This is a genomic window from Bacillus atrophaeus (genome assembly GCF_001584335.1).
Taxonomy (GTDB): domain Bacteria; phylum Bacillota; class Bacilli; order Bacillales; family Bacillaceae; genus Bacillus; species Bacillus atrophaeus.
Genome location: NZ_LSBB01000018.1, coordinates 22,643 through 42,446, shown reverse-complemented (window position 1 = coordinate 42,446; position 19,804 = coordinate 22,643). Strand labels below are relative to the sequence as shown.

18 protein-coding genes and 3 pseudogenes are annotated in these 19,804 nt (G+C 44.2%); 8 read left to right on the top strand and 13 right to left on the bottom strand.

All coding sequences use genetic code 11. The features are described 5' to 3' along the window. Positions 1–14: 14 nt before the first annotated feature. Complete coding sequence (locus tag AXI57_RS08925; protein WP_061669864.1) at positions 15–1,319, bottom strand: RbtT/DalT/CsbX family MFS transporter; 1,305 nt, start codon at positions 1,317–1,319, stop codon at positions 15–17. A 320-nt stretch (positions 1,320–1,639) separates the two neighbouring features. Between AXI57_RS08925 and AXI57_RS08920 the strand changes: the two genes are divergently transcribed. Next, positions 1,640–2,290 carry a hypothetical protein gene (locus AXI57_RS08920; RefSeq protein WP_061669863.1) on the top strand — a complete coding sequence of 217 codons (651 nt, stop codon included), beginning with the start codon at positions 1,640–1,642 and terminating at the stop codon, positions 2,288–2,290. Between the two features lie 38 nt (positions 2,291–2,328). On the opposite strand, the gene AXI57_RS08915 is transcribed toward AXI57_RS08920, so the two are convergent. Next, positions 2,329–2,511, bottom strand: a complete 183-nt coding sequence (locus AXI57_RS08915; RefSeq protein ID WP_003325275.1) for a hypothetical protein — start codon at positions 2,509–2,511, stop codon at positions 2,329–2,331. A gap of 107 nt (positions 2,512–2,618) precedes the next feature. Then, a complete protein-coding gene (locus AXI57_RS22010; protein WP_010789349.1) occupies positions 2,619–2,750 on the bottom strand; it encodes a hypothetical protein in 132 nt (43 codons plus the stop codon). Positions 2,751–3,009: 259 nt separating this feature from the next. Between AXI57_RS22010 and AXI57_RS22005 the strand changes: the two are divergent. After that, positions 3,010–3,153 (top strand): annotated as a pseudogene (locus tag AXI57_RS22005) (hypothetical protein); the annotation flags it as partial. Between the two features lie 112 nt (positions 3,154–3,265). On the opposite strand, the gene AXI57_RS08905 reads toward AXI57_RS22005, so the two are convergent. Further along, a complete protein-coding gene (locus AXI57_RS08905; RefSeq protein ID WP_061669861.1) occupies positions 3,266–4,003 on the bottom strand; it encodes a YebC/PmpR family DNA-binding transcriptional regulator in 738 nt (245 codons plus the stop codon). Between the two features lie 119 nt (positions 4,004–4,122). Between AXI57_RS08905 and AXI57_RS22000 the strand changes: the two are divergent. Next, a pseudogene (locus AXI57_RS22000) lies at positions 4,123–4,465 on the top strand (trypsin-like serine peptidase); the annotation flags it as partial. A gap of 103 nt (positions 4,466–4,568) precedes the next feature. On the opposite strand, the gene AXI57_RS08900 reads toward AXI57_RS22000, so the two are convergent. The 4 genes from AXI57_RS08900 to AXI57_RS08885 all read right to left on the bottom strand — a co-directional run bounded on the left by AXI57_RS08900 (position 4,569) and on the right by AXI57_RS08885 (position 10,419). After that, a complete protein-coding gene (locus tag AXI57_RS08900) occupies positions 4,569–6,659 on the bottom strand; it encodes a glycosyl hydrolase family 18 protein (protein ID WP_238380175.1) in 2,091 nt (696 codons plus the stop codon). A gap of 64 nt (positions 6,660–6,723) precedes the next feature. Next, a complete protein-coding gene (locus AXI57_RS08895) occupies positions 6,724–8,514 on the bottom strand; it encodes a glycosyl hydrolase family 18 protein (RefSeq protein ID WP_034717875.1) in 1,791 nt (596 codons plus the stop codon). Positions 8,515–8,953: 439 nt separating this feature from the next. After that, complete coding sequence (chbG, locus tag AXI57_RS08890; protein WP_061669860.1) at positions 8,954–9,688, bottom strand: chitin disaccharide deacetylase; 735 nt, start codon at positions 9,686–9,688, stop codon at positions 8,954–8,956. Further along, entirely contained in the window at positions 9,685–10,419 is a 735-nt protein-coding gene (locus AXI57_RS08885) for a GntR family transcriptional regulator (protein WP_061669859.1), read from the bottom strand. Before AXI57_RS08885 ends, chbG begins: the two co-directional genes overlap by 4 nt. Before the next feature lie 163 nt (positions 10,420–10,582). On the opposite strand from AXI57_RS08885, the gene AXI57_RS08880 reads away from it, so the two are divergent. From AXI57_RS08880 to AXI57_RS20780, 5 genes and pseudogenes are all read left to right on the top strand, one after another. Next, positions 10,583–11,917, top strand: a complete 1,335-nt coding sequence (locus AXI57_RS08880) for a 6-phospho-beta-glucosidase (RefSeq protein WP_003325267.1) — start codon at positions 10,583–10,585, stop codon at positions 11,915–11,917. Beyond that, positions 11,904–13,187 (top strand): PTS cellobiose transporter subunit IIC, encoded by a 1,284-nt coding sequence (celB, locus tag AXI57_RS08875; RefSeq protein ID WP_035175516.1) that lies wholly within the window; start codon positions 11,904–11,906, stop codon positions 13,185–13,187. The genes AXI57_RS08880 and celB overlap by 14 nt, the downstream gene beginning before the upstream one ends. 20 nt (positions 13,188–13,207) lie before the next feature. Further along, entirely contained in the window at positions 13,208–13,540 is a 333-nt protein-coding gene (locus tag AXI57_RS08870; protein ID WP_003325265.1) for a PTS sugar transporter subunit IIA, read from the top strand. After that, positions 13,537–13,842: a PTS sugar transporter subunit IIB gene (locus AXI57_RS08865; RefSeq protein ID WP_061669858.1), complete on the top strand. Its 306-nt coding sequence runs from the start codon at positions 13,537–13,539 to the stop codon at positions 13,840–13,842. Before AXI57_RS08870 ends, AXI57_RS08865 begins: the two co-directional genes overlap by 4 nt. 31 nt (positions 13,843–13,873) lie before the next feature. Continuing rightward, positions 13,874–14,035, top strand: a pseudogene (locus tag AXI57_RS20780) (transposase); the annotation flags it as partial. Between the two features lie 134 nt (positions 14,036–14,169). On the opposite strand, the gene AXI57_RS08860 reads toward AXI57_RS20780, so the two are convergent. The 5 genes from AXI57_RS08860 to nadB form a co-directional block, all read right to left on the bottom strand. Beyond that, the gene (locus tag AXI57_RS08860) at positions 14,170–14,760 is read right to left on the bottom strand and encodes a YhcN/YlaJ family sporulation lipoprotein (RefSeq protein WP_061670236.1); all 591 of its coding nucleotides are present in this window, start codon (positions 14,758–14,760) and stop codon (positions 14,170–14,172) included. A 152-nt stretch (positions 14,761–14,912) separates the two neighbouring features. After that, positions 14,913–16,130: a spore coat assembly protein SafA gene (safA, locus tag AXI57_RS08855; protein ID WP_003325262.1), complete on the bottom strand. Its 1,218-nt coding sequence runs from the start codon at positions 16,128–16,130 to the stop codon at positions 14,913–14,915. 133 nt (positions 16,131–16,263) lie between these two features. Next, positions 16,264–17,370, bottom strand: coding sequence for a quinolinate synthase NadA (gene nadA, locus AXI57_RS08850; RefSeq protein WP_061669857.1), 1,107 nt, complete (start codon positions 17,368–17,370; stop codon positions 16,264–16,266). Continuing rightward, positions 17,357–18,217 carry a carboxylating nicotinate-nucleotide diphosphorylase gene (gene nadC / locus AXI57_RS08845; protein WP_061669856.1) on the bottom strand — a complete coding sequence of 287 codons (861 nt, stop codon included), beginning with the start codon at positions 18,215–18,217 and terminating at the stop codon, positions 17,357–17,359. The genes nadA and nadC overlap by 14 nt, the downstream gene beginning before the upstream one ends. After that, complete coding sequence (gene nadB, locus AXI57_RS08840; RefSeq protein WP_061669855.1) at positions 18,199–19,767, bottom strand: L-aspartate oxidase; 1,569 nt, start codon at positions 19,765–19,767, stop codon at positions 18,199–18,201. Before nadB ends, nadC begins: the two co-directional genes overlap by 19 nt. Positions 19,768–19,804 lie beyond the last annotated feature (37 nt).

The following is a 19,804-nucleotide window of genomic DNA, read 5'->3' as shown; positions in this document are numbered from 1 at the left end:
TTTGACCAAAGGTATTACGGCTTAACCATTTTCTTGAAATTTGTTTTCGCCACCCTGCTGACCTCCCTTTTCTCCGTATGGACAGCACCGGACTCAGGCAGCTTCAGAAATTGTGTAAGAAATGTGCTGAAAAAATATAAGACTGCAAAAATCCAAATCACGCCGCCCGCGCCTAACGGGCCGATAAAAAGACTGACGATGCCGGGTGCGATAAAAGCACATAAACCTGAACCCAGATTTAACACAGACATCGCCGCCCCTTTATTATCAGGGGCAAGAGTCGGCATAAGAGCACTTAACGGAATATAACCGGCAAGACACGCTCCATAGCAGCAGGCAATGATCATTAATACCCAGTAGTTGTGTCCGATGATTTGCGGCGTATAGTAGATAGCCAGCGTGAAGATTCCGCTTCCTACCCCGCCGAACCACATGACGGTATTGCGCCAGCCCAATTTATCACCGACAATGCCGAAAATTAAATTAAACACGATATTGACAAAAAACAGCGTCCCCCAAATTTGCAGCCACTCTGAAACAGAATAGCCATAGCCTGCCAAATAAGTCGGCAGAAAGATGGCAAATCCAAATTGGCCAAGGGCATTAATTGTTTTCACGATTCCTCCGATGCCGACTTTCGGATTTTCATACATAATCGTGAACGCTTTTGAAAGCTCTTTCCATTTATGATCGCTTTGTTTTGGCGTTGCCGTAAACTTATCTTTATTAAAAAACAATGCGAGAATGCCGCCTGCAGCAACGAAAACAAGTGCGCTCCAAAGCGTATTGATTTCTCCGATGAGCGGGACTGCGAAGCTTGAATAAAAAGGGCCGAGCACGTTGAGGCCGCATGTAAACACAAACCAAAACCAGCCGACTGCTTTACCAAGAATCTGTTGGGAGGTGCTGTACGATACCCATACGAGAAAAGAATAAGCAAACAGCGGGTAGCCTAATCCTCTGAGCGCGTAGCTTCCCAATAGAGCAGGATAATACATGTGAGGAATGGCCCATCCGATAAATACGGCCGAACCAAGAATAAATGCAATAAGGCCTGCGGTCATCGCCTTTTTTGGCCCCCATGCCTGTACAAAGATGCCGGAAAACCAGGCAGAAATCGTCACGGCGATACCATAAAAGGTGTATAACGATGCAGATTGCTGCATGCTGAGTCCGTGTTCTACTAGAAAAGGAGACAGCCAGCCTTGCTCAAGTCCGTCCCCTATCATAAAGATCACGATACCCATGTACCCCCAAACCAAGTGAGATGGGATTCCTATTTTGTTTAAAAAAGCTCCTTTAGTTTGTACTGAGTTCATTCTCTCCACCGCCTGCTTTTGCTTTTATGTATGAATGCATCTTATATACCCCTCACTTTTTCTTTTTAATCCTGCAAACTGTTTGTCATATTTCATATTTAGAAAGCGCTTAATTTCAGGGTTATAGGTGCTTTACATACGCGCTTTTCAAGAATCAATGCTGGCAAATATTCGCTTCACTATTTCGCTTTGATGACAATCAATGCATATATGTAGCCATCGCCTCCAAGACCAGATACACTATAAATAGCTCTTTTCCTTAACAGTTAAGGATTTTCCTATAGACAACTGCATAAAATAGAGCAAAGAAGGTGAATGAAATGCTTACAAAAGCAGCGGCACTGGCTCATTCAGTTATATACCACTCAAACAGCAGAATGGATAAACTCAAAGAAAAACCCGATGAATTAACCTTAATCGGAAAAGGAAGAAGCGCTTATGTGTTTGCTTTCACAGATGGTGATAAACAAAAGGCTCTCAAAGTGTTTTTTCCTGAATTTCAAGCGACTGCACTAAAAGAAGCGAAGATATATGAAAAACTGTCCGGATCACCTTTCTATCCTGACATTTATGAAACCGGCGATACATTTATATTAATGGAATATATCAAAGGCTATACTTTCTATAATTGCCTGACAAAAGGGATTTCAATTAATGATGACATGATACAGCAAGTGGAAGACGCTCTCAGCGAAGCAAGGGCTGCGGGTCTGAATCCGTCCGATATTCATTTGCGTAATCTGATTTTGACAAAGAGCGGGGCCGTAAGAGTTATTGACGTTGCCAGATTTAATCAGTCAAAAACGTGCACCCAGTGGGATGATTTAAAAGGCGCCTACAATACCCTGTATAAAAAACCGGTCTTCCCTAAGAAAATCCCGGCCTTCTGGCTGGAAGCCATCGCCTTTTTATATAAGAAAAACTGGTTTCAAAAATCCTTTTCAGAACGCAAAAAGAAATATTCCTCATAAAAAAAGGCAGCCGGTTATACGGCTGCCTTTTTTGCTTTTCACGCAAACTCTTCTGTTTTAATACTGTTCACATTCCGCAAATTTATGATGTCATCGTTCATTTTAAACCAGCTGTTTGCTTCATCAATCTTTTTAAAGAAATCATACGTGGCAGGACGGGTAATTTCGAATGTCAGCTCTTCTCCATTGTTCATATGAAATGTGAGTCGATAGGTTTTCATCATTCTCCTCCTTTTATTCTGTTACACTAATACCCTTATTTACGGCATCTTTAACAGAAAAAAAGCATTAAAAACAAAAAATCAGCGCGGTGGCTGATTTTTACTTGTTATTTGCGATTAGCGGAAATAAGTTTCATTTGTTCGGGAGTCAGTTTGATGCAGTATCCCCTGACAGTCAGGTATTCCACGTCAGATGGTTCGTTGTTTTTATCGAATCGCCATTCTGTTTTGATCGGCACGTTTTCTCCCCCCATCCCTTTGGTTGATATTTTCATCATAACAAGGCAATGTAGAGGCCGTTTTAAAGAAATGTAAAGTGTTTGTGAAAGTAAGGTAAAATAGTGTTAAAACTTGGAGCGAACACGATGAACACACGAGCAAAATCCTTCTCTCCTTCTCGCTCCCACTTCTTATGTTCAATTGGAAGTTTTTTTCGCTAAACGGCGTTCCGAAATGGCCGCTCGTACAAACGGCCGCTATGCGGTAAAGGTCTATTCTAACCCGGCGCTGTTGACTCTGAAAGACTACGAGAGACAGAAAAACAAGGGCTGGATCCCGTGTTTGATCCTAAAGCCCTCGGTATTAAAAATGCTGATTTTTGGAAGAAAAAATATGTTCAACGAAGATGAACGCGTTTCGTAAACAATGTAAATGAAAAAAACGGCAGGCTTGGAAGGACATATTCTGCCGGCCGTTTTTTATAAAGTTTTCACCTAACTGATTCATCTGTCAAGGCCCCAACGGATCTCTGCGTTTAATCTTCTTCAGCACTGGATGAAAAGTTCGTGTACACTTCCTGCACATCGTCATCATCCTCAAGCATGTCAATCAGCTTTTCCAATTTTTCCGCCGCAGCTTGATCGACTTCCGCAAATGTTTGGGGAATCATGGTGACTTCGGCTGAAACGATTGGGTATTTTCCTTCTAAGGCTTTTCTCACTTCTTCAAATTTTTCCGGCTCGGTAAAGATCTCGAATAAATTGTGACTTGTTTGAAGATCTTCCGCTCCTGCTTCTATCGCTTCCAGCATCATCTCGTCTTCAGCCGTTTTCAGGTCTGTACGGTCAATCGCGATAAATCCTTTTCGGTCAAACATGTACGAAACGCAGCCGCTTTCCCCCAGGCTGCCTCCGTTTTTGTTAAAGGCGGTTCTAACGTTTGTCGCTGTGCGGTTTTTATTATCTGTTAAACATGTAACCATGACGGCAATTCCTGAGGGACCGTAGCCTTCATAGGTGATGTCCTCATAGTTGTTTCCGTCATGATTTCCAGCTGCTTTTTTTATAGCCCGGTCTATATTGTCATTTGGCATATTCGCCCCTTTTGCTTTATCAATAACCAGCCGCAAGTTTGCGTTGGACTCCGGATCTGTTCCTCCTTGCTTGGCCGCTACATATAATTCTTTGGCGAGCTTCATAAAAATCTTTCCGCGTTTTGAATCCTGTGCGTTTTTTCGTTTTTGGATGTTTTTCCATTTAGAATGTCCGGCCATTTCTTCTCCCTCCATTGAAACCTGAATTTTCTATGTACACTGTAAATGATCTGCTGCAAGCTTGTAAAGGCAAAAAAACTGCCGGATAATTCCGGCAGTCAGGCTGTCGAGAAAATTGAGCCATCGAACTCAGTGAGCCAATTGGCAACACTGCCGGTTATTTTGGATCATCATACACCACTTCATCCCTCGTTGGGACAAGCGTGACCGGCAGCAGATATCCAGGTGACACACCATCGGGCGCACAGTGGCAACATTCAGGATCGATCGCCGTATCAGAAACTTACAAACTGCAATATGCGATGGACACTTACGGAAGGCAAAGCGGTTCACCTGTATTTGGCAAAGCGGTTCACGCGGCCCATGCTCTCTTGCGGTTATGCGAATGGAGTATACGGAGGTTCTTCATACAACAGAGGCACCCGTATCATAAAAAGAGTCTTTGATAATTCCATAAACTAGAAAAACAGCGCGCGATAAGGACATGAAGACAGCCCGCTTCCCTCGGGAACGGGCTTGTCTTCGTTTTTTGCTACAGCAGTGCTTGCCGGAATAGGAGCCGCCCTCACTGGCCTTTCAGACTGTACTTTTTACCATCTATGGTGATGGTGAAATGAGATGGTCCGCTGATAGGCAAGTAATAGACAAGCTGAAACTCCTCTGTCTCACCTGGTTTAATTGACTTCCAATTTGATAGGGTCACACCGATGCGGTGGAAATCTCCTGTCAGCCCGCCAATGTTCGGCCCTGTATGCCCTTTAGAAATGACTTCAACCTGGTCACCGCTCCAGCTTCCAAATCGGGGTGAAGTAGAGGTAGGCACATCAAGTTCAATCACAGATCCTCCTGTTATTGTGACATCACTGTTATTCGTCAGTCTCATTTTCGGATGGATGGGGTAATTTTGATCTCCTAACGGATAATCGGTAAACTCTATATTGATATCTAGTGATTCGCCAGGTAAAGGTGACGTACTGAGCCAATTATCGTATGGTGTCGTGTCCGCAAATTTATGATATAAGGTTCTCGTTAATGTCCTGCCGATACCATACTCTCCATTGTTGCCATTTCTGTCGGGATACCAGTCATAGTCACCGCTTAAGTCCCAAAACATGACACCGCCGATTCCTTTTTCAATGACATAATCGGCCTTTGTTTCTATTGATTCCTCGTCTTCAGTAGATAGAAACACTTTCTTTTCGTCATTCCATAGCCAAGGTGCCGCAAGCGCTGAGTCATAATATCTAGTGTAAGCGCCTTTTAAATCGGCTTTGCTTAGTCCATACCTTTCTAAATAAGAACCGGCAATGCCTTTTTCGAGATTTTTGGCATGCCACATCGGATTTGCTCCTGCCCCCAGTTCATTTCCCTGTTCATCTTGATCATGCCAAATATTATCGATCCCGACTGCCCCGTCGCCGCATTTGGTAAGGCCTTGAGGACAATTTGAACCTTTAGCGCTCCCCCACAAACCGTTTACTCCTCCGCTCACGTTTTTCCAGCCCCTCGTATAATAAGGAACACCGATATTGATTCTGCCTGCCTCCATCGCTCCCCTAAAATAATGGTAAGCCCAGTCTGTATTTAAATATCCGATCCCCTCATATTCCGGCGTGCTGTATATGTTGGACTGCTTTAACTCCGCATCCTCGCCGTTATCATATAAGGATGCGTTAGGTCCGACAAACTCATTCCAGGCTCCATGGAGATCATAGGACATAATGTTGACATAATCGACATATCGGAGCGGTTTAAAGGTTTCCACGCCCCTCAGCAAATAGGCTGATGATGGCGCCGCAATGGTGAGCATGTAATATTGTTCATCTTCAGCAGATGCTTGATCAAGTTTTTCTCTTAATGTTTTCATCAATACATCGAAGCTTTGATTTAATCCCTTGCGTCTCGGGTTGGATATGCTCCAATCTAGCGGATTGCCGGCATCTTGCATGGTTGTGGGATATTCGTAGTCAATATCAATTCCATCCAATTCATATTTTCTGAGAAACGCTACGACAGATTCGGCAAAGGTGTTGATTGCCTTATGGTTCACAGAACCATCACCATTCGTTGTCATAGAGTAAAAGCCTCCGCTTGGTATTCGGTTCCCATCCTTATCAACATAACCGCCGGTTTCAGCCCAGCCACCGACTGCCGCCAACACTTTTACATCAGGGTGTTTCTTTTTAAACTGGTGAAGAAGGTTAAAATGGCCTTTATACGGCAATGTTTGATCCATCTTTACATCCGGATACTCCGGCCAGGTCATCCCTAGAGATGGGTTGTTCGCATCCGTCTCGCTCCCGATTGAAACCCGATGATCCTCCCCGATATGAGCAAATGCATAATTAATGTGGCTTAAGTACTTCCATGGGATATCGTTTACTAAATAACGATCTTGATTGCCTTTTCCCGTACGCCAGCCCGTAAAATAGCCGATCATTCTGCGGTCTAAATCATTGGCCAGCTTTTCGCGTCCCTCCAGATCGTATACATCACAATATGGAATATTGGCAACACCAGAGTCCCACAGCCCTTCTGGACGGCAAGTCTGTTTTTTGCTTGGAGACTCTGCGGAAATGTTGTGGAACGGGGTCAAAAGTGACAGGAGCAGCATCGATGACAAAGTAAATAAAGCGGTTCTTTTCACTTCATTCATACTCCTTTCTCATAAAGAGAGATGGGGAGCCCACTCTCTCTTTATCGTTTTCTATCAAACTGATTTATTTGCAATCACCAATTAATTTCCATACACCCGACTCACCAGCCTGATCCGGCTGCTCTCCTTTCGTCCACCATTTCGCTTCATACACTTTGCCGTTAAAGACGACTCGGTCTCCGCCTGTGTAGACGGCTGTATCTTTCCATTCGTTATACCCACATGTTTGATCAGAGTTTGTTGCTGCTTCTATCGTTGGCCCGGTATGGAGCTTTCCGTCCGCATCCTTTGCCGATATCGTAAATGAGTATGTCGTATTCGGCTTTAATTGCCCGATTGTCGCCGATGTATCCTTGACCGATACGGCCCCGCCTTCATATGACAGCACATACTCTGCGATGTTTGCTCCGTCGCTCGGTGCATCCCATGCCAGACTGATACTGGTTGCGGTTTTTTCGGTCACATGCAAATTACCCGGTGCAGATGAAGGCGGCTCTGGATTACCCCCACCCGGAGCGAACCCTAAATCGGCTGCTAATTTGTTGAGCAAAGTCTGATTTGAATCACCGCTGAAATCCCAAAACATAGCCCCGCTTAATCCGTTTGATTTAATTAAATCGGTTTTGTATCCATATGATTCTTCATCATCGTAGGTAATGAAGTTTCCATTCTCCGCATTATACAAAAACGGCACTTTTGCTCGATCATTCCAATATCTTTTATATCCGTTTTTATTGATGTAGTTCTTTTCAAGATCTGAAAAATCAAATACCCCCTTTTCCCACGTCCCTTCTTTAGCCGGTCCGCATTTTTGATATTCTCCGTTGTCTGCAGGCTCACAATTGCTCCAGCCTCTGCCATAGAACGGTGTGCCAAGCACTAATTTGTCCGCTTTGACACCGGCTTCCTTGTAGCGCTTCACGGTGCTTTCAATGTTAAATGTCTCAGCGTTTGGAACGCCGGCTTCTTTCGCTTTTGGATCATAGAATAATGGGGCATTATGAGCGCTTATACTTTGCCATCCGCCATTAAAGTCATAGGTCATAATGTTAATCCAATCAACGGTTTCAGCAATCTTATCTAATTCAGTGTTGCTTACATATTCAGGACTGGCGCCGGAGGCGATCGTCAGCAAGTATTTCTTGCCATCCTTCGCTTCTGCGGCGTCAAGCTTTTCTCGCACATCCTGCAAGAGTAGCGTGTAGTTTCTCTTATCCTCCGGACGGGTGCTGTTTCCCGGCAGCCCTCCACTAACCGGGTATTCCCAGTCAAGGTCGACCCCATCAAACCCATATTTTCTTAAAAAATCTACTGCTGAAGAAGCAAAATTCTCTCTTGCCGCAGGATCTGCCGCAACATCTGAAAAGCGATTTGACCAACTCCATCCGCCAACTGATATGAATGTTTTCAAATGAGGATGGTTCTTTTTCAGCTTCAATAGTTGTTTAAAGTTGCCCCGAATCGGCTCATCCCAAGTATCTCCGGCATTTGACTTTTGCACATCGATCCATGGGTCCCCCATAACGATTGATCCATTTGGAACATCAATCACTCCGTTTTCATCCTGGCAAGACCATGTCTGGGGATTCGGGCCTGTCGGATCAGGGTTTCCATGCCTCCCCTCCCAGCAAATATCAGCAAATGCATAATTAATATGGCTGACTTTAGAAGCATCCATATCCCATACTTGAAAATCCCTTCCATAAGCGCCCCAGGACGGATAGTAGCCGATGATTTTATAACTTTTGTCAGAACTGGCTTTTGCGCTTTCCCCATTAAAAAAAGACAGACTTAAAATCATCGCAAAAATGAAAGAAAAAACGAGAAACTTTTTGTTTGAAAACACTTTTTTCATCTCCTTTTCATCAATTTTTTTGGCTGTTCATCAATGAAACTCTATTTTGTTCACCCCCTTTTCAATAGGTTTATATTCACCTTGTCCTGACATAGCAGCTGATGACACTGAAGACAACAAGGGGAAAACGCTTACATTTTTGGTTTTCATACGCCTCTTCAAACCGTATGTGTGGGTGGAGAGCAAACATTAGAATGACGTTTTGAATAACAGGTATAAATGTCTAGACCTTATTTGGTAAGAATAGCTTCAAGCAAAAGTTTGATGACTCATAAATTTGTTATGACAAATTTATGATAATTAGAATATTCAGAATTGTCAATGCTGTTTTTGCATTACGTGCTGGAAATGCCTTGGACATTTCCAGCATCAAGACTTGGAGAACGGCGAGCTGATGATAACTATGAGCGCTTTTCATATTTTTACAAGAATTGTAGATTTAAAGACCGGCATAAGAAATAAGGCGAATATCCGAACATTGTATGAAAGCCGCTTTCAACAAAGGGTCTGTCAGCAATGAAAGCTCATAAACCCGAGGATAATGAAATGAAGATTTTTCGAGCAGTAATTTATCAACATAAGCCGGGTGGCACATGACTTCAATGACTTCCGCGTCTTGATGAAGATCAAGGAAGGATGATAAGTCTTTCAGTCTGTCTACTTTCAACTCAAAGGCATCATTTGATCTCACATTCTTCCACAAGGAAGGATGATGATCGTTCACCTTTCTGCAGGGCAGATCATACTCTTTCGCCAGCTTCACAAACACCTCGGGAAGATTTCCGTATGTATGGATATGATGGTGGCTGTCGATATGCGTCGGATGCAAGCCGCAGGAGAGGGCTTTTTCTATCTGTGCTCTCCATTCCTGATACACTTCATCAAGATCGATGTCGAAAAAACCTTGATAGTATGAAAGCTTGCGAAAATTCCCATCCTCACCCGTAACCGTTTGCAGGCCGCTGAGAAGCGGACGTCCTGCTGTCAATGTTAAGTGAACGCCGACCCCAAGTTCATGATTTCCCCTTGCAAGTAAGACGGCATGTTCCATTTCTAGCATATTGGTCATGAGCGTAGTCGATGTGAGCACCCCGCGCTGAAACGCATCAATGATGCCGAGGTTGACGCCCCGTGAAAATCCAAAATCATCGGCGTTTATGATCAAAGATTTCATCCTTCATCCCCTCTTTCTTCATAGTCGCGTTCTATGAAGAATTCAACGCGATCTCCGCGGAAATAAGCCAGAGAAAACTCCACGACTTCTTCAGATGCCAAAAATGTTTGTGTTGCAATCTGAAAGCAAGGCGTGCCTTGTGTGATATTCAAATGCTGTGCAATTTCTTCATCCGAAATAAAGATTTTGATTTGCTCTTCGGTTCTTTTAATCGTATTTCCTTGACTGTTAATACACTGGTACAGTGAAGTATTGGCCATTTCTTCCGTTATCTCCGGCACGAGATCGGCTCTGATAAAGGCCATTTCGAACTGGATTTCTTCCTCATCCGCATACCGAATCCGCTTCACCTGATAGACCATTTGTTCATCATCAATTCCAAGGCGATTTTGGATCTTTTTGGCTGGTTTTAATTTTTGCAAATCGACAACTTTGATTTTCGGTTTCATACCTTGCGCTTTTAATTGATCTGCATAGCGAAGATTGCTGGAACTTAATATCTGCTTTACTTTTCCTTTTGCGACAAATGTCCCTTTCCCCTGTTTGCGGTAAATAGCTCCTTCCATAAGCAAATGGTTCAAGGCGGTCCGCAGCGTTGTTCGGCTGACATCGTACATTTTACAAAATTCGGATTCCGTCGGAAGCAGACTGCCAGACGGGTAATAGCCGCTCTCTATTTTATCTACAATATCTTGTTTAATTCGACTGTGGAGTTGTGGTTGCTTTGCCATTCATTTTCTCCTTTGGAGTGAAATTATTAACTATAGAATAACACAAAAAGTTCTCAAAAAAAATAATTTATCATAACAAATATGTATGGACAAATTTGTTACTACATGTTAAATTCCAAATGTGTGAAGCGCTTTCAAAAATTGAGACTTGAGGAGGGGGATTATGGCGCTGAAGTTAGTCATTATAGGCGGGGGATCAAGCTACACACCAGAAATCATTGAAGGTATCATCAAACGGTATCAGCATTTTCCAGTGAAAGAGGTTGTCCTCGTCGACATTGAGGAAGGGGAAGAAAAAGTACGCATCACTTCAGAACTCGCGAAGCGAATGATCAAACATGCTGATGTTCCGATTGAATTGAGCTATACAAAAGATCGTGCGAGAGCGCTTAAACATGCGGATTTCGTCACGGTTCAAATAAGAGTCGGAGGATTGAATGCCAGATCGCTGGATGAAAGAATCCCGCTCAGCCATGGTCTTATCGGCCAAGAAACAAATGGAGCCGGCGGTATTTTTAAAGCTTTGCGGACCATTCCCGTCATGCTGGATATCGCTCGCGATATAAAGGAGATTTGTCCAGAAGCGTGGCTGATCAATTTTACAAATCCAGCAGGCATCGTAACTGAAGCTTTATTGAAACATGGACCCCATCAAAAAGTCATCGGGGTTTGCAATATTCCTTATAACATGAAAAACAGCATTGCAGAAATTTTCGACGTGAATGTGAACCGTGTCATGATTGAATTCGCAGGGCTTAACCATTTTGTCTTCGGACAAAAGGTATGGATTGATGGGGTAGACCGCACAGAAGAGGCAATAGGTCATCTATTGAATGACACCATAGACTATTCTCCTTCCAATATTGCGATGCTGCCTTGGAATCGCCAATTTTTACGTTCTTTGCGCATGCTTCCCAATCCGTATCATCAGTACTATTATCAGTATGAAGATGTACTCGCAAAAGATATCGAAGCATACAAGAACAAAGGGACACGCGCAGAAGCCGTCATGGACGTAGAAAAGCAGCTGTTTGAAAAATACAATGACGCAGACATCCATGAAAAGCCTAAAGAATTGGAAGAACGCGGCGGGGCTTATTATAGTGAAGCAGCCTGCTCATTAATGAACTCGCTTTATCATCATTCGATGGATATTCAGACCGTCAACACATTGAATAGAGGAAGCATACCAGATCTTCCACATGATGCGGTGATCGAAGTCAACAGTGTCATCACAAAAAGCGGCCCCATACCGCTGACAGTCGGAAAACTGCCAGATTCAATCAGCGGGGCGGTGATCTCTATAAAAAAATTCGAACAATTAGTCATCGAAGCAGCGATCACGGGTGATGACAACATATTGTATTCCGCTATGATCATGAATCCACTGATTCCCTCTGATCATAAAGCCCAATCGGTGATGAATGAAATGCTTGAGGCTCATAAACGTTATCTCCCGCAGTTCTTTAAGGAGGCTGTACATGATGAAACAAAATAAAACCATGGCATTCATCGAATCTAAAATCATGCCGATCGCTGGAAGAATCGGCTCCCAAAGGCACTTAATTGCCATACGCGATGGATTCATTGCCATTATGCCTTTAATCATCATCGGCTCTCTTGCCATACTGATCAATCATTTCCCTATACCGGCATTTCAAGATTTCATGACGGGTCTTTTTGGAGAAGGATGGACGGCTGCCGGCGGAGCTATATGGAATGGATCATTTGCTATTTTAAGTTTGCTGGCTGTTGCAGCTATCAGTTTCAAGCTTGCAGAGTCTTATAAGACTGATGGTCTTTCTGCCGCATTAATCGGGGTCGGGGCATTCGCCGTACTTACGCCGACGACAGAAGACTTTGGTTTTTCAATGACTTGGCTGGGGGCTCAAGGTCTTTTCGTTGGATTAATCGTGGCTTTGCTATCAACGGAAGCATTCAGGCTCTTCTCTCAAAATGAGAAACTTAAAATCAAAATGCCTGATGGTGTACCTGATGGCGTTACAAAATCCTTGAACGCTTTATTGCCGGCTGCTGTGATATTGGCGACAGCAGGATTACTTAACACCCTGATCGTTTATTTTTTCGGACAAAGCATCCACGAGCTAGTCTTCAGCTCGATCCAGGAGCCGCTGCAAGGCCTTTCCAACACGATTGGATCCGCTTTGATTTTCACTTTTTTGAATCATTTGCTTTGGTTTTTCGGATTGCACGGAACAAATATTCTGGGACCGATCATGGAATCCATCTATCTTCCGCTCATTCAGGAAAATCAACATTTATTCTCGCAAGGAATGAGCGCTTTTGAAGTGCCTTATATCGTGACCAAGCCCTTCTTTGATTCTTATGTGTTTATGGGAGGATCGGGGACGACATTGGCTTTGCTCGCTGCTATTTTCATCGGCGTGAAATCGAAACACTACAAAACAATCGGAAAGGTATCCTTCGCACCCGGCCTTTTTAACATTAATGAACCTATTCTGTTCGGACTTCCTATCGTATTAAATCCGATTATGTTCATTCCATTTTTATTGATTCCATTAGTTTTAACGGTTACGTCGTACATCGCTTTAGCCTGTGGACTCGTTCCGAAAACTGTAGCCATTCTCCCGTGGACGACGCCGCCGATTGTCAGCGGTTATCTCGTAACCGGAGGATCAATCCGGGGAGTCTTTCTGCAAATCTTCAACTTGGTGCTGGCTGTCTTGCTCTACCTGCCATTCATTAAAGCAGCAGAACGAGCCGCTCTGCATCAGGCAACAAAATAACTAAACAAGGGGGTCATTTCATGGCGGACACACTCCATTTAGAACAGGTCTCTTTTGAAATCATCTTGCATGCTGGAAATGCGCGTTCATCTGCAATGGAAGCATTACAGCATGTGAAAAATAACGAGTACGATTCAGGGAATCAAAAGATCCAAGAAGCAGAAGCGGAACTGCTTCAAGCGCATCAGGCGCAAACCCGCTTATTGCAAAAAGAAGCACAAGGCGAAGGCCTTTCACCCAATCTATTGTTAATCCATGCACAAGACCATTTGATGACGTCAATGACTGTAAAAGATGTAGCGAAAGAAATGATTCATTTATATCAAGAGCTGAGGAGTGGAAAACAAAAATGAAGATAGCACTTGTATGTTCTGCCGGCATGTCGACCAGCATGCTGGTGAAAAAAATGAGAGAAGAAGCGGAAAACCGTGAAATAGTCGCTGAAATCAACGCTTATGCTGAAGCGGATTTACAAAGCCATATGAATGATATTAATGTCATATTGATCGGACCTCAAGTCCGCTATTTAAAAACACAAATTGCAGAACGAGCGAAACAATACCAGATACCGGTCGATATCATTGACCAAATGGCATATGGAATGATGAACGGAGCAAAAGTTCTGGACCAAGCGATCGAGCTGACACATTGTTGACAACATCCTGACTCGGGAAAAATCCTCTGCAAAAAAGGAAAAGATAGAGCGAAGCTTTGCAAATTCAAAACAGCTGCATGGACTTCGCTACTGCCGGTTGAGGGGAAAACGAAATGTGAACGAACAAGTTTTCCTCACAGCCGCTTGCCAGAATATGAAGAAGATTGCCACACACCTAGCGAAGCTAGACTAGGGGTGTGGGAGGCCTTTTTCTGTTTCTTTCATAAAGATGAAAAACACATTAAAACCATTTAAAACAAAAAAGCTTGTAGAAAAACATAGGTTTCTCTACAAGCTGACTGCCGGATAATTCCGGCAGTTTTTTATTTAGCGGTTGTGCATATTGCGAAGCCTAGTAAATGTCCCGTTATCTGTGAGCACTTGAACGGACCGGCCGTCAGCAAAGTTCTGCGCCGCTTTTTCTACTTGGTTTTTGTCATCGTTCGAAAAAGCATTGGCGCTTCTGACTGCAATAATGACTCTGTCATCTGTTACCATTACTTGGCTGTCACTGACATCATTCACTTGTTTAACACGGTTTGCGATCTTTGCAGCCAGCCTTTTGTTCTCTTCTTTTTCATAACCATTAAAAGTCATGTGATTATGGTAGTTCATGTCTCCATGGCTGTATGTCCCGTCAGTTGCTATAGGCAAACGGCCATTCTCTTGATTACCGTTGCGGTCAGCCACATTCGTTGTGTTGTTTCGACCGTCCGCATCTTCCATCAGCTCCGAAACTGGGCCGTCGTGATCCATTCCGTCTCCCCGTCTGTCGGCATCATTTTCATTGGAGTAGTAGCCTATCGGCCGGGCGCCGTTATTATTATTTCCAGAATCATTCAAGGCGTCGTTGGTACCGCAAGCTGTCAGACCTGCTGTTAACAACATGAGACCCGCTATGCTTACCTTTTTACCCAAAGGAAAAACCCCCCGCATGATAAGATTTTCTCTCCTGAGCGTTTGCGCTCTTTTTTATCATGTGCGCGAAAGGGTCATGTTAAGCTTGTCAGTTATGACCAGTGAAATGGAAAACAATAAAAAAAGGAACGATTTACATCGTCCCAAAAGGATCAATCTTCTTCCTCATCCGGCCGGCCGAACATCTGGTTTGGCGCAGGCTGATTTGGTCCAAACGCCCCTGCGCCATACGGATTTGCTCCGCCGTAAGGCATCTGCGGCGCTCCATAAGCTCCGGCTCCCGGGTAACCCGGTCCTTGGGGATATGGATAGTGCTGATCATCGTCACATCCGCAATCATCATGGTCCTTAAATTGCGGTGCATTCTCATAACCATGAGCCACATTCGGCTGATAGTGATAAGGGCTTTGGGCTTGAGGACCGCCGTATCCTCCCATATGTCCGCCATAATGCGGTGCATACGGCATTTGGCCATAAGGAGCTCCGTAGGCATGTGCTCCATATTGAGGCGCGTACGGAGCGCCATATGACGGATAATGGTGCTGAGAATAATGATGGTGGTCATCATTTTCATGGTGCTTATTTTCATATCCCCCATGGCCGTACCCGGCTGGCGAGACAAAGCCCGGCTGATATCCGTATGGCTGATGTACCGGATATGCATGCGGTGCAGGATAACACGGGTAACATAAACCCGAACCCGGCAGCACCGGCGAAATAGGGACAGGACAAGGCGCGAAATGAACCGGATGATGATGATGGTAATACGGCTCTGGCCCCGGCATATTCGGAACTGCGTGATGAATATTTTCTTCTTCTAAACCGCCAACATCGGGCGCCTTTGGCATGTTAGGCATATTCGGATAATTAGCATTTTCCATATTATTCATTGCCTCCTGATGTGGAAATTGGTCTTGCAGATAATGCTCATTTTCAGTGTTCTCAAAATGATACTTTTCAGGTTCCTCCGGTTTTGGAGGCGACCAAGGCTGAAACAGCTGATTGACATTATAATAATCATTGGTATCAGCTTCCGGATACACATCTTCATGCTGCTGAGGCATTGGCGGTACATAGGGCACGGACTGTTTTTCTTTTGGCTTTGTGTCTTCTATGTCCACAACTGATTTCGGTTTCTCCTTTGAATAAGGATGCTCATGTTTCGGTGAAGCCTCTGATGCCGGCCCTTGGCCAGTCGGCTCCTTCCTTACCAGGACACCTTCTGAAGGCACTTTTATCTTCATTCCAGGCATGATTAAGTCCGGATTGCTGAGCTGTGTATTCAATTTTTTCACTTCTTCAAAATCTACTCCGTATTTTTCAGCTATCTTCCAGAGCGAATCGCCTTTTTGAACGATATGAATTTTCAACGTTTTCCCCTCCTATGCAAAACGTGAACAGTTCATCTGTCATTACAATATGTTTCTTCACAATGTATGTTCAAACGTTTAGAGTTATGATCAAAACTTGTTTTCAGGAGGGGAACTTTTTGCTTTTTAGTCCTTATGTGTTTTTCAGCATTCGGTTTAAAGCTAAAAGCGCATCTTTTTGAATGGTTTCTGAAACTTTAATAATGCCGGCAGGCTCTCCTTTTTCAATTTGTTCCATAGACCAAAGCAAATGCGGCAGATCAATTCTGTTCATTGTAAGGCACGGACACATGTCCGGGTTCAGCGACATAATTTGTTTATCAGGGTGCTCCTGAATGATGCGCTGCACTAGGTTCATTTCTGTGCCGATCGCCCATTTGGTTCCCGGCTCTGCCCTATTGATCGCTTCGATAATATATTTGGTTGATCCGCTGTCATCACTAAGAGCCACCACTTCGTGTGAACATTCAGGGTGAACGATAATTTGAATATCAGGATCACGCTCTCTCAGATCAGCAATGTTTTTTACTGTGAATTTTTCATGGACTGAGCAATGCCCTTTCCACAGAATCACTTTCATTTGCTCATGGTTGTATTCGGTTTGTAATTCCTCATGAATCGGGTCCCAGACTGCCATGTCTTCAAGAGGAATGCCGAGGTCAAATGCGGTATTTCTCCCTAAATGCTGGTCAGGCAAAAACATAATTCTTTCTTTTTGCGCAAATGCCCATTCCAGCACTTTTTTCGCATTGGAAGAAGTTACGGTCGCTCCCCCATGCTTCCCGACAAAAGCTTTAATTTCGGCAGTGGAATTGACATAAGTTAAAGGTATGATCGTATCGCCGTATGTATGCTGAAGTTTTTCCCACGCCCTGTTCGTCTGCTGCATATTAGCCATGTCCGCCATGGAACATCCTGCCCGCATGTCAGGCAGAATGACCGTTTGATGTTTTTCAGTCAGCATATCTGCGGTTTCAGCCATAAAATGAACGCCGCAAAATACAATATAATCTGCGTCCTTATTCTTTTCAGCAATTTGGGCAAGCTGAAGAGAATCGCCTGTTTCATCAGCGAATTGGATGACCTCGTCCTTTTGATAATGGTGCCCGGGAATAAACAGCCTTTTGCCAAATTTTCGCTTGATATGTGCCACACGCTTCTCCATTTCCTCTCTGGACAGCTCTTTATAACAATCCGGCATCAACCCTTCAACTTGTTTGATGGCATCAAGAATTGACATGATGAATCCCTCCGTTTTTAATTTGTACATCCATACTGATATCCAGGCTTTGTACAGAATGAGTCAGACACCCTAATGAAATAAACTGTACACCGGTGCCTTTATAAGATGGCAGTGTTTCTAACGAAATCCCGCCTGAAGCTTCCGTTTTGATATGATGAGGTGTGATTTCCGCAAAATGCCTGACAGTGTCTGGCGGGCAGTTATCAAACATGATGACATCTGCACCAGCCAAAATTGCCTCTCGTAGCTGCTCTTCAGATTCAATTTCCACTTCAATATTTACCATGTGTCCGGCCGCCCGGCGCGCTCTTTCACAAGCCTTCTGAATGGAACCGCAGGCGGCAATATGATTATCTTTAATCATCATTCCGTCATATAAGCCAAACCGATGATTATAGCCGCCGCCAACCCGGACAGCATACTTTTCCAACATTCTTAGCCCCGGTGTCGTTTTTCTTGTGTCACACAGCTTAATGCTCGGATCATCAAGCCTATCAACGGCCTGCTTTGTCATCGTCGCAATTCCGGAAAGCCTTTGAATCAGATTTAAAATCACTCGTTCTCCAGTAAGCAAGGCTGCCGCCGGGCCGCTTAATGCAGCGATGGTGTCTCCTTTACGCACCGTATCTCCATCTTCTTTTTTCAGGACGGTTCGCACTTCCTTATCTATAAGGGCATATCCTTCTTTAATAATTGAGCCTCCCGCGAAGATTCCGTTCGATTTGGCAATGATAAAAGCCTCGCAGGAGTGTCCTGAAAAGATCGCCTGAGACGTGAGATCCCCTGTTCCAATATCTTCTTGAAAGAAATATTCCAGCATTTTCTTCAGCTGTAAACGGTCCATGGTTTCCAAATCCCTTCATTTTGTCTTATAACAGTTCCATGCTTTGATTGAATGATTTGTTTTCCCCGCCAATGGTTGTCGGTTTCAGGAAAATCGGAGCGAAAATGCGCGCCCCTGCTTTCTTCTCTTAATAAAGCAGATGAGGTCATCAGCTTTGCGACCTGCCATAAATGAGAACACTCTAATTGTTCAATTGTGATATCCTTCACATTAATTTCCTGCGAAGGCAAGGTGTTAAGCCAGTCTGACAAACTCTTCAGCCTATCCTTTTTTCTTGTGATCGACATGTCGATTGTCATTCTTTCTTGCAGCTGATGAAGCTGAATTTCCGGCACGTGATAGACGGCGTTTATCGGACGGTCTGTTTTTTTATTCCAACGGCCTGCTGGTTTTTTGTTGATATGTTCAGCAGCTCTTTTTCCAAACACAAGCGCTTCAAGCAATGAATTGCTTGCTAATCGGTTTGCTCCGTGAAAGCCGGTGCACGCTGTTTCGCCTATTGCATATAGATCAGGGACTGATGTTTCTCCCCATTTGTTGACTGAGACGCCTCCCATTAAAAAATGCATGCCCGGAGCCACGGGGATTCTATCTTCGTTAACAGGAATTCCCGCCTTGCGGCAAATGCCTGTGATTGTAGGAAAACGTGTTTCGAAATGAGGGATGCGACTTCTGTCCATATAAATTCGGCTGCCTTTTATCATCTCTTCATGGATGACTCTTGAAACCACGTCTCTTGGCGCAAGATCTTCTAACGGATGTCTTCCTGCCATGATGCGCCTCCCATTTTCATCGGTTAAAAATCCCCCTTCACCTCTGACTGCCTCTGAAACGAGACCGTAGGAAACTCCGTTTTTCACAAGCAGCGTTGGATGAAACTGGGTAAATTCTAAATCTGTTAATTCAGCCCCCGCCCGGTAAGCGAGTGAGAGCCCGTCACCAGTAATTGTTTGATCATTCGTATGGTATCGGAACAGGCTGCCGCATCCTCCTGCGGCAAGCACCACATGATCCGCCCGCCTAGCCTTAATGCGGCCGCCGCTATCTTTGGTTATGACACCTGCACAGCGGCCATCCTCGATCAATAAATCGACTGCTGTTTCATACTCCTTTACTTGATTGCCTTTTTGTATGTTCTCAAGCAAATAATCAATTAACAGCCTGCCAGTGGCATCCCCGCCCGCGTGAAAAATGCGGTTGAATGAGTGTGCGCCTTCCTTGCCGAGACGATATTCTCCATCTCCGTCCCGATCAAACGGAAAACCATTCTCCAGCAATTCATGAATAATCGTTTTTCCCTCGCTTATAATCTCTTCCGTCAGTTTTCCATCATTATGGCCGCATCCGGCATACAAAGTATCTTCGGTATGAGCTGCAACCGAATCTCCTTCCAAATGAGAAGCGGCGATGCCTCCTTGGGCAAATGCAGAATTGCTGTTTTTTTTACTTTTTTTCGTTATGACCGTCACATTGTTTGCGGGCAGTAAGGCGGAAGCTAAGAAAAGTGCCGCTGCCCCAGAACCAATGACTATAACCTTCTTTCCAGACATAAACCGCCCTCCTGTTATTTACGCCTGTCTTGACACC

Excerpts from the sequence above, each read along its gene's own strand:
- AXI57_RS08885 (WP_061669859.1), bottom strand. The coding sequence starts at position 10,419 with ATGGCAAAGCAACCACAACTCCACAGTCGAATTAAACAAGATATTGTA.
- nadA (WP_061669857.1), bottom strand. The coding sequence starts at position 17,370 with ATGTCAATTCTTGATGCCATCAAACAAGTTGAAGGGTTGATGCCGGAT.
- nadC (WP_061669856.1), bottom strand. The coding sequence starts at position 18,217 with ATGGACCGTTTACAGCTGAAGAAAATGCTGGAATATTTCTTTCAAGAA.
- AXI57_RS08925 (WP_061669864.1), bottom strand. The coding sequence starts at position 1,319 with ATGAACTCAGTACAAACTAAAGGAGCTTTTTTAAACAAAATAGGAATC.
- AXI57_RS08870 (WP_003325265.1), top strand. The coding sequence starts at position 13,208 with ATGGCGGACACACTCCATTTAGAACAGGTCTCTTTTGAAATCATCTTG.
- celB (WP_035175516.1), top strand. The coding sequence starts at position 11,904 with ATGAAACAAAATAAAACCATGGCATTCATCGAATCTAAAATCATGCCG.
- AXI57_RS08915 (WP_003325275.1), bottom strand. The coding sequence starts at position 2,511 with ATGAAAACCTATCGACTCACATTTCATATGAACAATGGAGAAGAGCTG.
- AXI57_RS08900 (WP_238380175.1), bottom strand. The coding sequence starts at position 6,659 with ATGAATGAAGTGAAAAGAACCGCTTTATTTACTTTGTCATCGATGCTG.
- nadB (WP_061669855.1), bottom strand. The coding sequence starts at position 19,767 with ATGTCTGGAAAGAAGGTTATAGTCATTGGTTCTGGGGCAGCGGCACTT.
- chbG (WP_061669860.1), bottom strand. The coding sequence starts at position 9,688 with ATGAAATCTTTGATCATAAACGCCGATGATTTTGGATTTTCACGGGGC.
- AXI57_RS08880 (WP_003325267.1), top strand. The coding sequence starts at position 10,583 with ATGGCGCTGAAGTTAGTCATTATAGGCGGGGGATCAAGCTACACACCA.
- AXI57_RS08920 (WP_061669863.1), top strand. The coding sequence starts at position 1,640 with ATGCTTACAAAAGCAGCGGCACTGGCTCATTCAGTTATATACCACTCA.
- AXI57_RS08865 (WP_061669858.1), top strand. The coding sequence starts at position 13,537 with ATGAAGATAGCACTTGTATGTTCTGCCGGCATGTCGACCAGCATGCTG.
- AXI57_RS08895 (WP_034717875.1), bottom strand. The coding sequence starts at position 8,514 with ATGAAAAAAGTGTTTTCAAACAAAAAGTTTCTCGTTTTTTCTTTCATT.
- AXI57_RS08905 (WP_061669861.1), bottom strand. The coding sequence starts at position 4,003 with ATGGCCGGACATTCTAAATGGAAAAACATCCAAAAACGAAAAAACGCA.